We start from the raw sequence: 14,380 nt of genomic DNA, 5'->3' as shown, positions 1-14,380 counted from the left end.
ACCTACTCATGTAAAAAGCCAGTTAAAGGTGATGACGCACTCGCACCAACCCCAATTACTCTGCCCAAACCAGCTAAATAAGCTTTTCGTCCACTTTCTACAGCTAATGCAAAAGCTTCTGCCATCAGCACAGGAGATGCTGCCGTAGCAATTGCTGTGTTTAACAAAACTGCTGCTGCTCCCATTTCCATCGCCTCTGCTGCATCAGAAGGCTTTCCTATTCCAGCATCTACGATAATTGGCAAATCAATTTCCTCAATTAAAATTCGAATCAACTCTTTCGTCTGTAAACCTCGATTACTGCCAATAGGAGATCCAAGCGGCATAACAGCAGCAGCACCTGCTTTTTTCAGCCGCTTTGCTGCCATTAAATCCGGACACATATAAGGAAGTACCGTAAAGCCTTCCGCTGCCAAAATCTCTGTTGCTTTGATCGTTTCCTCATTATCAGGCAATAGATAGCGATTGTCTGAAATAACTTCAATTTTAATCCAATCACCACAGCCAGAGGCTCTAGCTAAACGGGCAATTCTCACCGCTTCCTCTGCGTTTCTCGCTCCAGACGTATTTGGCATAACAATACAATCTTTAGGAATAAAATTCAATATATTTTCTTCTGGATAGTCCACATCAATTCTACGTACAGCAACAGTAACTACCTGCGCTTTAGCCGCCTGAATGGCTTCTGGCATCAGCTTATTTGAACCAAATTTTCCTGACCCAATAAATAATCTGTTCTTTACTTCCGTTTTGCCTATTTTTAAAATATCTTGCATATCAACCACCTCCTACAAATGTTACAATCTCTAAACGATCATGCGCTTTAATAATCACACGATTCCAATTCTTCGCTTGTATGATTTCACCATTACACTCAACGACAATTCGTTTTTCTGGCAAACCTTGCGTTTGAATTAACGTTTGAACCGTTATTTGACCTGCAACTTGCATCACTTTTCCATTTAACGTTATTTCCATTGACATCCACCCTTTCAAAGAGAACTAACGTATATATCGCTTGTAAAATAATCCTTGATTCGAGGGATATTTTTCTTTTATCTGAATTCCATTTATTGGAAAACAAGTAGAAAGGCATAAAAAACACGCCTTCCCGTATAGGTTAGGCGTATAAAATAAATACTGAAATAAATAAGCGTTTCATCACGTTTATCTCGCTTCCTACGCGGGCATTATCCCGATCAGGTAAAAAGGTCAGGTGCTTATAGTCCACTCTCAGCCCATAACATGAGCTCCCTTGCAATATATACAATTTTAAGTGTATCCACAATTAGAATTGTATTCCTTTTTTTTAAATTCGTCAATATTAAAATGCAATAAAAACATCTTGACTAAAATCATCAAAAACAACTTCTATGTCCCATTTTTGTTTTTCTTTTTCTGCTTGTAAATACTTAGCTACTACTTCTACTACGGGTATTTCTGTTGCAAAATGACCTGCATCAAGAATACAAATTCCAGCATCTAGTCCTCTTTGTGCATCGTGATATTTTAAATCGCCAGTCACAAATAAATCTGCGCCCGCATAGGCAGCTTTGCCAATAAATTCAGCGCCACTGCCACTACATATTGCAACCTTTTGAATCGTCGCATTCATATCACCAACAAAACGTACATGCTCAGCTTTTAGCGACGCCTTTGCTCTTTGGATAAAATCAAGAACTTTCAAGGGTTTTTCAAGCTTTCCAATTCTCCCTAGACCAAATGCTTCTCCTGATTGTTTTACCGAATATAAATCATAGGCAACCTCTTCATACGGATGTACTTTCATCATTGCTTTAACAACTCGAGGAGCAATTTTTTCCGGCATAATCGTTTCTAAGCGAACTTCTTTTACATATTCCAACTTCCCCTGTTTACCTATAAAAGGAGTTGTCCCTGGCAGAGGCATAAAAGTACCTTGTCCCTTTACCTGAAATGTACAATTACTATAATTTCCAATATGCCCAGCACCTGCTTTTACAATTGCCATTTGTACAACACTTACATAATCTTCCGGAATAAATACAACAAGTTTTACTAAAGCTTCCGAATCAGTGATTGACAGAGGTTTTGTATCTTTTAGTGATAATTTTTCTGCCAATACGTCATTTACTCCATGATTTGCAATATCTAAATTTGTATGCGCCGAAAAGATAACAATTTCATTTTTTATTATTTTTTCAATTAATCGTCCTTGTGGCAAATCCATCCGTAAGTTTTTCATTGCTTTAAAAATAAATGGATGATGAGAAATGATACAATCAACCTTTTGCTCTATTGAACGTTTAATAACAGCCTCACTTACATCCAAACATACCATAATCTTTTGAATGTCTCTACTTGGACTGCCAATCATAAGTCCAACATTATCCCAACTTTCCGCTAGATGACGTGGTGCAATTTTCTCCATTACATCCATCATTACTTGGCATTTTATAGACATTTTAATCGCTCCTCTAGTGATTTCACTTTATTTCGTTCAATTTTGTATTTCTCAGATTGTTTAGCATCTTCACTCTTTTCCATTGCCATTAAAATACGCTTACTTTGCATTAAAAGATTTTGTATGTGATTCTTTAATAAAGGATGTCGTTTCTTCCATAATATCGTACCGATATCACTAAGACTTTCATCTCTCCATGCATCTTGTCCTGGCTTTGCCAAAATTATTTCATATAATCTGCCTTCATCAATGACTAAATCTTCATCTTCAATACGCCATCCATTATTCCACAACCAATTTCTTAAACTACTTGTTGCATTTTGTGGCTGTAAAGCCATGCCTTTTACACTAGCTAAAACCTCTGGCTTTGCAGACAAAATTTCCACCATAGTAGTTCCACCCATACCAGCAATTGTTAAAAAAGTAGCTTCATTAGGTTTTAAAACACGAATGCCATCACCCAGTCTTACTTCTATTTTATCTTCTAGTAAATAGTTTTTCACTGCTTGTTTAGCAGCCTGATAAGGTCCCGTATGGACATCACAGGCAAAAGCTTTCGAAACGATGTTTTCTTCAACTAAATAAATCGGTAAATAAGCATGATCTGTTCCTATATCAGCAATAACGCAGTTTTTTTCCACAAAATTCGCAACTGCCATTAAACGATTTCCTAATTTCATCTTTCATCCCCCAAACGGTGATATACTAAAAAATGCAAAGCCCAAAAGCTTTGCATTATCAATTCAAACATGGTGGGCGATAACAGGATCGAACTGCTGACATCCTGCTTGTAAGGCAGGCGCTCTCCCAGCTGAGCTAATCGCCCATATAGAATTTTAACCGATACCATTTTCACTCAAAATGGTGGGCCCACCTGGGATCGAACCAGGGACCAACCGGTTATGAGCCGGTTGCTCTACCGCTGAGCTATAGGCCCAAAAAATTGGCTCCTTGAGTAGGACTCGAACCTACGACCGATCGGTTAACAGCCGATTGCTCTACCAACTGAGCTATCAAGGAATGTTGCCAACAAGAAATATTATACATAAACGAAAATATCTTGTCAAGCATCTAGCCATATACTTAGCAACTTTTTACTAAGTATATTTATTCTAAGAAATCTTTTAATTTCTTACTTCTACTTGGATGACGTAACTTTCTTAAAGCTTTCGCTTCAATCTGACGAATACGTTCACGAGTTACCCCAAAATTCTGCCCAACCTCTTCAAGTGTTCTAGCTCTTCCATCATCTAATCCAAAACGTAACCGAAGAACTTTTTCTTCCCTTGGCGTAAGAGTTTCTAGCACTTCTTCTAATTGTTCTTTTAGTAGCATAAAGGAAGCAGCTTCAGCCGGTGCTGGTGCATCTTGGTCCTCAATAAAGTCACCTAAATGAGAATCTTCTTCTTCGCCAATTGGCGTTTCTAATGAAACTGGTTCTTGAGCAATTTTCATGATTTCACGTACTCGCTCTACAGCTATTCCCATCTGTTTAGCAATTTCCTCAGGCAATGGTTCTCTACCAAGTTCCTGTAAAAGCTGACGCGATACACGAATTAATTTATTAATTGTTTCTACCATGTGTACAGGAATACGAATCGTTCTTGCCTGGTCAGCAATCGCGCGCGTAATTGCTTGACGAATCCACCATGTTGCATACGTACTAAATTTATATCCTTTATTATAATCAAATTTCTCAACGGCTTTAATTAAACCAAGATTTCCTTCTTGAATTAAATCCAAAAATAGCATTCCACGTCCAACATAACGTTTTGCGATACTTACTACTAGACGCAAATTTGCCTCTGCTAAACGTCGTTTTGCCTCCTCATCGCCTTCTTCCATGCGCTTCGCCAAACGAATTTCTTCTTCTGCAGTTAAAAGAGGTACTCTACCGATTTCTTTCAGATACATTCTTACTGGATCATCTATACTAATACCTTCTGGAATACTTAAATCAATATCTGTATCATCATTTCCATGATCATCTAAGTTTACGTCATCATTATCATCAAGTCTTTCCGAATCATGTCCTTCATCAACAATCTCAATCCCTTTACTCGAAAAAACCTCATACATATCATCAATTTCATCTGGAGATAAATCTTCACTTTGAAGTGCATCCATAATTTCACTATAAGTTAACACTCCGCCATGTTTTTTCCCTTTCGCAAGTAACTTCTCCACAACTTCATTATTTACATGCGCCGATGATGCCGTTTTCTTATCTGCCATTTAAATCCCTCCTTTCACTGCAAATATAGAATTCTTCATTGTATTCATAAATCTATCTACCCCATCAATCATACATCTTATTAATCTCATATTTTATTCGTTGACTTTCCGCCAATTCCTGCAAAAAGCCTTCATCCCCCATACGTTCTAATTGATCTGCTCGTAATCTATGCTTTTCATACAAATCCTTTAAATGTGCTAAATGAATTGACTTAATACAATCATCTACTAACTGTACATTGTCACTATCCTCGAATTCATTTAGCAAACAACGAGATAACTCATTATTTGCAGAATCGCTCAAATTTAACGATATCCCAATATCAGAAGTACTTTGACCCTTTTTATGAACATCTGATAAAAATTGCATAATCTCTCTATGATCTTTATTCTTAAATTCATCTATTTGCAATTGAGCTTCTACATAAGGTATTATATTGTTATCTTCCCATAATAAGCGTATGATATGACGCTCCGCACCTAATGCAGCACTATCAACACGTTGCACAATAGTATTCATTTCTATAGCTTGCCCTTTTTTTACATTATTATCCTGTTTATTTTTTTGTAGATATTTTTGAATTTCACTTCTGACTGCACTTTCATCAATACCTAAAGTTTGCGAGATTTTAGCAATATAAGCATTTACTTCAACTGCATTATCCGTTTCTGCTAAAACTGGAACTACATCTGCAACTACGGAAACTTTACCATCCAAAGTCGTATAATCATAATCACGTAAAGCTTTATCTACTTGATAATCTAACAATGGTAAAGCATGATCTGCCAGTTTTCTAAATGCTTCGGCACCATGTTTACGAATAAATTCATCGGGATCTTTTCCATCAGGAATTGATATAACACTTACCTCAGCACCAAGATTGCGTACAATAGACAAAGCACGTACTGTAGCATTTTGTCCTGCTGCATCACTATCATATGCAAACAGAATTTTTTCTGCATATCTTAACAATCTCTTTGCTTGCTGTTTTGTAAAAGCAGTACCTAATGATGCAACGACATTTTTTATTCCATTACTATGCGCAGTTACAGCATCCATATACCCTTCAACAACAATTGCACACCTTTCTTTTTTTATGTGCTCACGCGCAAGATGAAGCCCAAATAAAATATTTCTTTTATTGAAAATCACTGTTTCTGGAGAGTTTAAATATTTAGGCTGACTATCGTCTAGAACCCGTCCACCAAACCCAACTACATGATTCTTTTCATCTATAATAGGAAATATTACACGATTACGAAAACGATCATAGACACCTTCATTTTTTCTTTCTGCAGCTAGTCCAGATTTAACAAGTAATAAATCACTTATCCCTCGCTTTTTAAATGCGTGACTTAACTTATCCCATGCATTAGGTGCAAACCCTAATTTAAACTCATCAATAATATTCTGTCCAATACCGCGTCCAAATAAATAATTTTTAGCTTCTATTCCGTAATTCGTTTTCGTTAAACAAGCATAAAAAAAGTCCTTTGCTAAATCCTGTACATTCCACAAACGATGCATTTCTTTTTCTCTGGCTATTTCTTCAGAGGTTTTTTCCTTCTCTGGTAATGGAATGTTTGCCTTTTGTGCTAATAATTTTATAGCTTCAAACCAACTAATATTCTCATATTTAGAGATAAACGAAGCAACATTTCCGCCCACCTGACACCCAAAACAATAAAAAAGCCCTTTATCCGGACTAACAGAAAAAGACGGCGTTTTTTCATTGTGAAAAGGACAACAGCCCCAATATTTCGTACCCTTCTTTTTTAGTGACACATATTCAGAAACAACTACGACAATATCACTCGAAGTTAAAACTTGTTCAACAAACTCATTAAATATTATTTTTTCCATAACCAACCCTTCATTGAGCCTGTTAAAATCAAAAACGATTATTTTTCATTCAAATGATGAATAATTGAAACATCCTACATAGATTCGCCAAGATTCTACATTTTCCTGCCTAATAGAGATAAAATTAGAAAACATTCTATCTAAATGGATATTTTTGATAAAATTTAAGATAATTTTACTATTCATTCGAAAATCCATCTCATGTTATAATTATATTCAATATAAAATTCAAATATCCTTTTTCCCTATTGACAATATTCTTCAAATTTGTTACAGTTTCGAACTTAAAAGTCACACACTGATATTTTCAGCGTGTGACTTTTTTTTAATCGCCAAACATAGTAGACGGAATAAAAATATCCTCAAAAGTTTTAATCGCAAATAAATCTGTTAAGCCAGCAATATAATCAGCAACAGTTAATGCTAACCCCCATTCATTTTCACGCTTTCGAAAATCTTCTGGCAACTTATCCGGATGCGAGAAAAAATACTCATATAAAGTATGAATAACATAAGCCGCTTTTTTTCTTTCTATTTCTAAATCTTTAGCATGATATATAGTCTCAAACATAAAATTTCTAAATTCATCCATGCTTTTCTGAACACTTTCAGATAGTATAATATCATTTTTACCACTTGATGTAAGAATCATATCGGACACCATAGCCGTAATCATTTTAGACGGTCTAATTCCAAAAACTTCAGCTACATCTTTAGGCAACATATTTGGTGTCAAACGACCTGCACGTATTCCATCATCATAATCATGGCAAAGATAAGCGATCCGATCAGAAATTCGGACTATTTTTCCTTCTAACGTAGAGGGTAGGTTTCTGCCTGAATGATTTAAAATTGCATCCTTTACTTCATTTGTTAAGTTTAGCCCCTCGCCATTTTGCTCTAAGTACTCAACAACACGTAAACTCTGTTCATTATGCCTAAAATGTCCTAATATCTCTTTCATCGCATCCTCTCCAACATGACCAAATGGAGTATGTCCAACATCATGCCCTAAAGCAGCAGCCTCAGTCAAATCTTCATTTAAATTTAACCCCCGAGCAATCGTTCTAGCAATTTGAGCTACTTCGAGGCTATGTGTCATTCGCATTCGATAATGATCACCTGGCGCAATATAAACTTGAGTTTTGTGTTTTAAACGTCTAAAGGCTTTACTGTGAATAATCCTATCTCTATCCCGTTGAAAATCAGTGCGGAAATCACATGGCTCTTCCTTGAATTTTCTTTTACTATCTTTACTTTTACAAGCTAGGGGTGACAAGTTCAAATATTCTCGCTCTTCGATTCCTTCACGAATTGTCATCTTTTATCACCTCACATTATTTCACTTTTTTTACAATGCTTTTTCTTAAAATATTTGTTATACTACAAACGAGAAAGGATGATTTTACCCAATGAAAAAATTGAAAATATATTGTTTATTACTTCTTCTCATTTTTATCACAACATCTTCTGTTTATGCAAAGCCAACAATTACCTCAGATCGTAAAACATTTGACATTGCCAGCGGACAATATCTTCTTGAAGGAAATGTTTCCGTAGCAACAAATAGTAGAGTTATAAAAGCTGGAAAAGCACGAGTTAATGTCATCTCACTTGAAGTATGGGGAACTGACGGTGTAGAGGTTACACAAAATGATTTATCTTTTTATGGCGATCAGGTTTATGTAAATGGTAAAAGTTCCTTAGCTCAAATAGATGGCGGAGTAAAATTAGAGACAAATTATACAACAATTACAGCAAACCAAGTAGATTATAATTGGAAAACTAAAATCGCAACTTTTCATGGAAATGTTGTCTTTACTGAAGGTAACACAACCTCTTATTTTTCTGTATTACAATATAATTTAGAAGCAAATACGATTATCTAATTGAGAAATTACCTTTAGATGAGAAAAAGGGCAGTTATAAAATAACTGTCCTTTCTTATTATCTTCGCCTATAACCACCGATAATATTTCCACCACCAAAAAACATCCATCCTAAAATGGCCAAAATAATTAAATTACCAATATCAGCACGTAATATCCCTATATCCACTAAAATTGATACAACTGTCATTCCTGAAATATACAACATAATCTTTTTTATTGAGTAATATGGATATTGACGGCGTAATAAAATATAAATCGCTCCTAATACTGCCAAATCAATGAATATACTAGCAAACGAAGAAAGAAAAATGCATTTCAATATTCCACTAATAACAAAAACAGTTAATAACTGCATTGTAACATTCTTCACGACAATCCCTCCTAATAAATGTTTATAATCATATTTTAACATATCTCCCTTTCATAAATCATCATTTTCCTTTTAAATATCAATAAAATTTACAAAAATTCTTATTTTTTTCTTTTAAGCTATTACTAAAACTAAATTATACAAAACTTCAGATCATAAATAATCGAAAATATTTACTTCTTTAGCAATACAATCTATAATAACAAAGGGTAACTTTACCAATAATAAAACAAAACTAAATTGTATAGGAGATTTCTTCATTATGGCAAAAAAAAGAATTGTTGCATTAGAATATATGCGCGGTATCGCCATGCTTGGAGTCATTGGTATTCATACAGGATCACAATATTTATCAAATACTTTCAATAATATACACTTAATTGCATTATTAGAAATAGTAACTCGATTTAGTGTGCCTATTTTCTTTTTCATTTCTGCTTTTGGCTTATTTTACAAACGTGATCTTAAGCAACCATTTGCTTATAAAGATTTCTTGCTGCGGCGAATGCACTCTGTATTGTTACCATATCTAACATGGTCGTTTCTTTATCTACTTCATTACACCTTAACTTATAAAGAGTACTCTTTTTGTTCTATTCCGTCTCTGATAAATTGTTTATTCTTTGGATTAGCTTCTTATCAATTATATTTTATGGTGATTTTATTGTGGTTCTATTTATTGATGCCCCTATGGATAAAAATGGTGAAGCATATGACAAAGCTCAGATTGATTTTTTTATTAATTTTCCAAATTGCTTTTGATTATTATTCTAGTTATATTCTTACTGGAAACTTCTCCAGTTTTTTCATCAATCATCTGATTGACTATCGTTTAAATTATTGGGTATTTCACTACTTATTTATATTTATTTTAGGCGCCTATTGCTCTATTCATTATGAAAATTTTCTAAATCTTTTAAAAAGATATTCTCGAAAAATTACTTTTCTTTTCTTTCTTTCCCTATTTGGAATCTTAGGATACTATTATTCATTATTATATTTATCAGGGTATTCAACTGAATCTGCAATTAATACTGCTCATCAATTAAGCCCCGCAGGAATTTTTTACACAATCGGAACAACCCTATTTCTATTCTATATCTTTACATTCAAAACTCTCCCTAAGAAAATAAGAATTTTATGTTCACTGTTAGGAAAGCATTCTTATTTTGTTTATCTTTTTCATCCTTTTGCCATTTATTATTTCGCTCTTTTCCTTGCTTCCCAAGGGAAATTAATGACAGGTCCTATAACGATTTTATTCTTCTTTGCCGTAACTTTTTTTAGTATCTTGGTTGCTATTTGTATTGATAAAATCGGAAAAATCTATCCTATTTTAACCTTATTACTTACTGGAACAAAGAAAAAATAATTTTTCTTTGTTCCAGTTTTTTATTCTTCTAAGTTGTAGTGATTCATAACATAAATTTCTTACAAAATTTTCAGAATAACTCCGATAGTATAAATTAAAAATTCAAGATATACTTAGTATATTAGGTAAATTTTTGTCGAATAAAATAGAATAAAGCTGAGATGAGGAGAATCGATATGGAAAAATCATTTGAAACCCAGGTATCATGTAAAGCCCTAAAAATGCAACAGCACGACTTTATTAATCATCTACAAGTTATTCAATCCTATTTGCAAATGAATAAAACTGATAAAGCATTATTCTATTTAGATAAAGTTGTAGACGAGGTTGCATCTTTAGACAGTATTGACGAATCAAGTTGTAGAAATTCATACATCGGTTAAAATTACACATTTACGTAATTTATATACTCAATAATGATTTATCCGATGACCTAGCTATTCATTGGATAAATCATTAATCTATGCTACCTTACCCTATAAATAAATATAAAAGTAAAAGGTGCTATCAGTGATAGCACCTTTTACTTTTATATTTATACCTATGAATTTGTTAGGACTAATCTTCCCATTCCATGGAACGTTTAACGGCTTTTTGCCAACCAGCATAAAGTTTAGCGCGAGTTTCTTCATCCATTGTTGGTTCGAAACGTCTGTTTAATTGCCAGTTGCTAATTAAGTCTTCTTTAGATTTCCAAACACCAACAGCTAGACCTGCAAGATAAGCAGCACCTAAAGCAGTAGTTTCAACAACTTGCGGACGATCTACTGGAACGCCTAACAAGTCAGATTGGAATTGCATTAACAAGTTATTAGCAACAGCGCCGCCGTCAACTTTCAATGCTTGTAATCTAATACCAGAATCAGCTTGCATAGCACCAAGAACATCTTTAGTTTGGTAAGCCATGGAATCTAAAGTTGCACGAATGATGTGAGATTTGCTAGTACCACGAGTTAATCCGAAGATTGCACCGCGAGCTTTCATATCCCAGTATGGAGCACCTAGACCGACGAATGCAGGCACTACATAAACACCTTCAGAATCTTTAACTTTACGAGCATAGTATTCAGAGTCTGGAGCAGATTCAATAACTTTTAAACCGTCACGTAACCATTGAACTGCAGAACCAGCTACGAAGATACTACCTTCAAGAGCATATTCTACTTTACCTTCAATACCCCAAGCAATTGTAGTTAACAATCCATTTTTGGATGTATATAATTCGCTACCAGTGTTCATAAGCATGAAGCAACCAGTACCATAAGTGTTTTTAGCCATACCTGGTTTGAAGCAAGTTTGACCAAATAAAGCAGCTTGTTGGTCACCAGCGATACCAGCGATAGGAATTTCAGCACCCTGTAATACAGTAGGAGTAGTTAATCCATAAACTTCACTGGAAGGTTTAACTTCTGGAAGCATAGATTTTGGAACCGTAAGGATTTCAAGAAGTTCATCATCCCATTTTAAATCACGAATGTTATACATTAAAGTACGGGAAGCATTGGAATAGTCAGTAACATGAACTTTACCGCCAGTCAATTTCCAAACCAACCAAGTATCCATTGTACCAAATAACAATTCGCCTGCTTCAGCTTTTGCACGAGCGCCTTCAACGTTATCTAAAATCCATTTTACTTTTGTACCAGAGAAGTAAGCATCTACCACTAAACCAGTTTTTTGTCTGAATGTATCGGATAAGCCCTTAGCTTTGATATCATTACAAATATCCATTGTTTGACGAGATTGCCATACGATAGCATTATATACAGGTTTACCAGTGCTTTTTTCCCAAACAACTGTAGTTTCACGTTGGTTAGTAATACCAATTGCAGCAATTTCGCTTGGTTCAATACCAGCGTTTGCAATTACTTCGGCAATCGTACCAATTTGAGTTGACCAAATTTCGTTTGCATTATGTTCAACCCAACCTGGTTTAGGGAAAATTTGTGTAAATTCTCTTTGTGCAACAGCAACAATGTTTGAGTTTTGATCAAAAAGGATTGATCTTGAACTAGTAGTACCTTGGTCTAACGCTAACACATATTTTTTTGTCATAATTCTCTAAGCACTCCTCGACATTAAATTTTATGAATTAACTTAATATGATATCTAGTTTTAGCAGATGTAATATAATATCAGTAAAACTAGATATCATTTTTCATAACAACTTTAAATATTACTTCAAAATCCCAAAGTATTAGATTAAGTTGATAGCTTTAGCAACGAAGTATGCAACAGCGCCACCAGCTAAAGGTCCAAGAATTGGCACCCAAGAATAAGCCCAGTCAGAGCTACCCTTTCCAGGGATAGGTAAGATCGCATGAGCTATACGAGGCCCAAGATCACGAGCAGGGTTGATTGCATATCCAGTAGGACCACCTAAGCTTAAACCTAAAGCCCAGATTAACATACCAACTAAATAAGGACCGAAACCTGCAGGTAATTGACCATTGTTTGCATTGAAGATTACCCAGATTAAGAACATAAGCATAAAAGTACCAATTGCTTCGCAAAGGAAGTTTGCACCATAGCTACGAATAGCAGGGCCAGTGGAGAATACACCTAATTTTGTAGCTTGATCTTCAGTAGCTTCCCAGTGTGGAAGATAAGCAGCCCAGGCAACAACAGCACCTAAGAAAGCACCAAATGTTTCAGCAACCATAGTTACAACAGCATGACCTGGTTGATAAACACCATTCATGGTTTTAGCAAGTGTAACAGCTGGGTTTAAGTCAGCTTGTGGAGCTCCTAATGAAACCGCAGTGAAAACACCTAACATACACGCAAATCCCCATCCAGCAGTGATTACAATCCAGCCGCTGCCTTCACCTTTGTTACCTTTTAAGATAACGTTTGCAACTACGCCGCACCCCATACAAGTAAGTACTGCGGTACCAAAAATTTCGCCTAATAAATTTTCCATGAGAATAAGTCCCTCCATTACTTTGTTTTTTAAGATGAAAAAATAATGTCTGATAAATCCTCTTAACCAACAAGCATTGCTTGTTCTTTTTTCTTTTTTTCAATCACCTCTTTTAGTATGCATTAATATGATAAGATGGGATGTCGTACTTTTTAGTCCAACTACACCCATTCACATATCCGTAACTCCTACAGCTATTATATTAGCTATTTTTTAATAAATTCCTGCAAGTCTTTTATATTTTTCTTACATTTCTGAAAAATATTTTCATATTTCACTTACAAAGGAAAAAGGTTTGAATATCTATAAAAATAAAAATATCTTAATATCTATTCACATTCCTTAAAATTAGCAAGAACATACAGTGAAAGACATTAAGATACATCTTCTTTATTAATTCAAACAACTCTCTGTCATCTCGCTGTTTATTTTCTTTAATTAATTTTATATTTGTATAATTAGATAAACTTTTGAAAAATCCTGCATGATTTTAATTTTTTTTATTTTTTTCTTACATCACTTCCAAAGCTCACGTTTACTTGTACTAACAGCATGAACTCCATTCTGAATAGCCAGCTCAATATCTTCCATCGTATGCATAAGCCCACCAGCTAAAATAGGTAAGTTTGTTTCTTTGACCAATTCCTCAATAATTGATTTTGGAACAGATGCTGGTAAAATTTCAACGGCATCAGGACGACAATTTCTTAATAAATTTATGCCTGACTTTAAAGCCTCAGAATCCATTACAAACAATCTTTGAATGACGATCATCCCTTCCTCGCGAGCAAATTTTACTAGCTGTGGCTTTGTTGTAATGGCTCCAGTAACACCTATGCGTGCGAGATACCTAATTCCTGACCGATCTTTACCTATTCCACCCAATAAATCTAAATGAACCAAAATACGTTTATTATGTTTTTTAGCTTCTTGAATGATAGACGGCAAAATAATAATATCTCCAAAAAGTAATATAATGCTAGATGATTTTATATTTAAAGCAAATTTAAAATCATCTACCGTCCTTACTGCAGGAACTATTGCTCCTTCCGAAAATAACTTATCACAGATGTTTTTTTGTTCCATAATCCCATATCAACTCTCTAATTTTTATTTTTTGTTATAAAGCCTCTAGGAGAATTATTTCGTCATTTTCAATAATTCTCCTTCTATATATTCTACAATATAAAAAATATTTTATATCTTGTATATTTATTATATTATTTTTTCTTTTTATATTGACATTTTTTTTTTGTCATAGTAGAATGTATATTGTCGTTA

At 34.5% G+C, this 14,380-nt stretch carries 14 protein-coding genes, 3 tRNA genes and 1 riboswitch; of the genes, 3 read left to right on the top strand and 14 right to left on the bottom strand.

All coding sequences use genetic code 11. The annotated features are described in order from the left end of the window. Positions 1–2: 2 nt before the first annotated feature. The 10 genes from ACWZFG_RS01165 to ACWZFG_RS01120 form a co-directional block, all read right to left on the bottom strand. On the bottom strand, positions 3–776 hold the full coding sequence (locus ACWZFG_RS01165) for a thiazole synthase (protein WP_177504156.1): 774 nt from the start codon (positions 774–776) through the stop codon (positions 3–5). 1 nt (position 777) lies between these two features. Next, a complete protein-coding gene (thiS, locus tag ACWZFG_RS01160) occupies positions 778–978 on the bottom strand; it encodes a sulfur carrier protein ThiS (RefSeq protein ID WP_177504154.1) in 201 nt (66 codons plus the stop codon). 181 nt (positions 979–1,159) lie between these two features. After that, positions 1,160–1,267, bottom strand: a riboswitch (TPP riboswitch). Between the two features lie 57 nt (positions 1,268–1,324). After that, complete coding sequence (locus ACWZFG_RS01155; protein WP_177504152.1) at positions 1,325–2,443, bottom strand: Nif3-like dinuclear metal center hexameric protein; 1,119 nt, start codon at positions 2,441–2,443, stop codon at positions 1,325–1,327. After that, positions 2,434–3,123, bottom strand: a complete 690-nt coding sequence (locus tag ACWZFG_RS01150) for a tRNA (adenine(22)-N(1))-methyltransferase (protein ID WP_177504150.1) — start codon at positions 3,121–3,123, stop codon at positions 2,434–2,436. Before ACWZFG_RS01150 ends, ACWZFG_RS01155 begins: the two co-directional genes overlap by 10 nt. Positions 3,124–3,193: 70 nt before the next feature. Continuing rightward, positions 3,194–3,269: transfer RNA gene (locus tag ACWZFG_RS01145), tRNA-Val, on the bottom strand. Positions 3,270–3,305: 36 nt separating this feature from the next. Further along, positions 3,306–3,380 (bottom strand) — tRNA-Ile (locus tag ACWZFG_RS01140). Between the two features lie 7 nt (positions 3,381–3,387). Further along, positions 3,388–3,463, bottom strand: a tRNA-Asn gene (locus ACWZFG_RS01135). A gap of 87 nt (positions 3,464–3,550) precedes the next feature. After that, positions 3,551–4,678, bottom strand: coding sequence for an RNA polymerase sigma factor RpoD (gene rpoD / locus ACWZFG_RS01130; RefSeq protein WP_147667748.1), 1,128 nt, complete (start codon positions 4,676–4,678; stop codon positions 3,551–3,553). Positions 4,679–4,742: 64 nt separating this feature from the next. Next, the gene (gene dnaG / locus ACWZFG_RS01125; RefSeq protein WP_177504148.1) at positions 4,743–6,542 is read right to left on the bottom strand and encodes a DNA primase; all 1,800 of its coding nucleotides are present in this window, start codon (positions 6,540–6,542) and stop codon (positions 4,743–4,745) included. A 325-nt stretch (positions 6,543–6,867) separates the two neighbouring features. Next, positions 6,868–7,863: a deoxyguanosinetriphosphate triphosphohydrolase gene (locus ACWZFG_RS01120; protein WP_177504146.1), complete on the bottom strand. Its 996-nt coding sequence runs from the start codon at positions 7,861–7,863 to the stop codon at positions 6,868–6,870. A 100-nt stretch (positions 7,864–7,963) separates the two neighbouring features. Here ACWZFG_RS01120 and ACWZFG_RS01115 point away from each other — a divergent pair, with 100 nt between their 5' ends. After that, complete coding sequence (locus ACWZFG_RS01115) at positions 7,964–8,431, top strand: OstA-like protein (protein ID WP_455576920.1); 468 nt, start codon at positions 7,964–7,966, stop codon at positions 8,429–8,431. Positions 8,432–8,489: 58 nt separating this feature from the next. Here ACWZFG_RS01115 and ACWZFG_RS01110 read toward each other — a convergent pair whose 3' ends face one another. Continuing rightward, positions 8,490–8,804: a hypothetical protein gene (locus ACWZFG_RS01110; protein WP_177504142.1), complete on the bottom strand. Its 315-nt coding sequence runs from the start codon at positions 8,802–8,804 to the stop codon at positions 8,490–8,492. A 262-nt stretch (positions 8,805–9,066) separates the two neighbouring features. Here ACWZFG_RS01110 and ACWZFG_RS01105 point away from each other — a divergent pair, with 262 nt between their 5' ends. Together ACWZFG_RS01105 and ACWZFG_RS01100 are read left to right on the top strand one after the other, a co-directional pair. Next, positions 9,067–10,176: an acyltransferase gene (locus ACWZFG_RS01105; RefSeq protein WP_177504140.1), complete on the top strand. Its 1,110-nt coding sequence runs from the start codon at positions 9,067–9,069 to the stop codon at positions 10,174–10,176. Between the two features lie 161 nt (positions 10,177–10,337). Next, positions 10,338–10,559: a Spo0B domain-containing protein gene (locus ACWZFG_RS01100; protein WP_455576919.1), complete on the top strand. Its 222-nt coding sequence runs from the start codon at positions 10,338–10,340 to the stop codon at positions 10,557–10,559. A 175-nt stretch (positions 10,560–10,734) separates the two neighbouring features. Here the strand turns inward: ACWZFG_RS01100 and glpK are convergent, their stop codons facing one another. From glpK to ACWZFG_RS01085, 3 genes are all read right to left on the bottom strand, one after another. Next, positions 10,735–12,231 carry a glycerol kinase GlpK gene (gene glpK, locus ACWZFG_RS01095; RefSeq protein ID WP_177504136.1) on the bottom strand — a complete coding sequence of 499 codons (1,497 nt, stop codon included), beginning with the start codon at positions 12,229–12,231 and terminating at the stop codon, positions 10,735–10,737. A gap of 142 nt (positions 12,232–12,373) precedes the next feature. Then, on the bottom strand, positions 12,374–13,117 hold the full coding sequence (locus ACWZFG_RS01090) for an MIP/aquaporin family protein (protein ID WP_309320634.1): 744 nt from the start codon (positions 13,115–13,117) through the stop codon (positions 12,374–12,376). Between the two features lie 498 nt (positions 13,118–13,615). Then, entirely contained in the window at positions 13,616–14,185 is a 570-nt protein-coding gene (locus ACWZFG_RS01085) for a glycerol-3-phosphate responsive antiterminator (RefSeq protein WP_147667740.1), read from the bottom strand. Positions 14,186–14,380: the final 195 nt, after the last annotated feature.

This window comes from Anaerosinus sp. (assembly GCF_965318445.1).
Note: the sequence above shows the minus strand (reverse complement) of the source record. Positions and strands in the feature narration are given on the sequence as shown.

Bases quoted from the DNA above. Each gene is read 5' to 3' on its own strand.
- rpoD (WP_147667748.1), bottom strand. From the start codon at position 4,678: ATGGCAGATAAGAAAACGGCATCATCGGCGCATGTAAATAATGAAGTT.
- ACWZFG_RS01120 (WP_177504146.1), bottom strand. From the start codon at position 7,863: ATGACAATTCGTGAAGGAATCGAAGAGCGAGAATATTTGAACTTGTCA.
- thiS (WP_177504154.1), bottom strand. From the start codon at position 978: ATGGAAATAACGTTAAATGGAAAAGTGATGCAAGTTGCAGGTCAAATA.
- ACWZFG_RS01100 (WP_455576919.1), top strand. From the start codon at position 10,338: ATGAGGAGAATCGATATGGAAAAATCATTTGAAACCCAGGTATCATGT.
- ACWZFG_RS01155 (WP_177504152.1), bottom strand. From the start codon at position 2,443: ATGTCTATAAAATGCCAAGTAATGATGGATGTAATGGAGAAAATTGCA.
- ACWZFG_RS01105 (WP_177504140.1), top strand. From the start codon at position 9,067: ATGGCAAAAAAAAGAATTGTTGCATTAGAATATATGCGCGGTATCGCC.
- ACWZFG_RS01090 (WP_309320634.1), bottom strand. From the start codon at position 13,117: ATGGAGGGACTTATTCTCATGGAAAATTTATTAGGCGAAATTTTTGGT.
- ACWZFG_RS01150 (WP_177504150.1), bottom strand. From the start codon at position 3,123: ATGAAATTAGGAAATCGTTTAATGGCAGTTGCGAATTTTGTGGAAAAA.
- glpK (WP_177504136.1), bottom strand. From the start codon at position 12,231: ATGACAAAAAAATATGTGTTAGCGTTAGACCAAGGTACTACTAGTTCA.
- ACWZFG_RS01085 (WP_147667740.1), bottom strand. From the start codon at position 14,185: ATGGAACAAAAAAACATCTGTGATAAGTTATTTTCGGAAGGAGCAATA.
- dnaG (WP_177504148.1), bottom strand. From the start codon at position 6,542: ATGGAAAAAATAATATTTAATGAGTTTGTTGAACAAGTTTTAACTTCG.
- ACWZFG_RS01165 (WP_177504156.1), bottom strand. From the start codon at position 776: ATGCAAGATATTTTAAAAATAGGCAAAACGGAAGTAAAGAACAGATTA.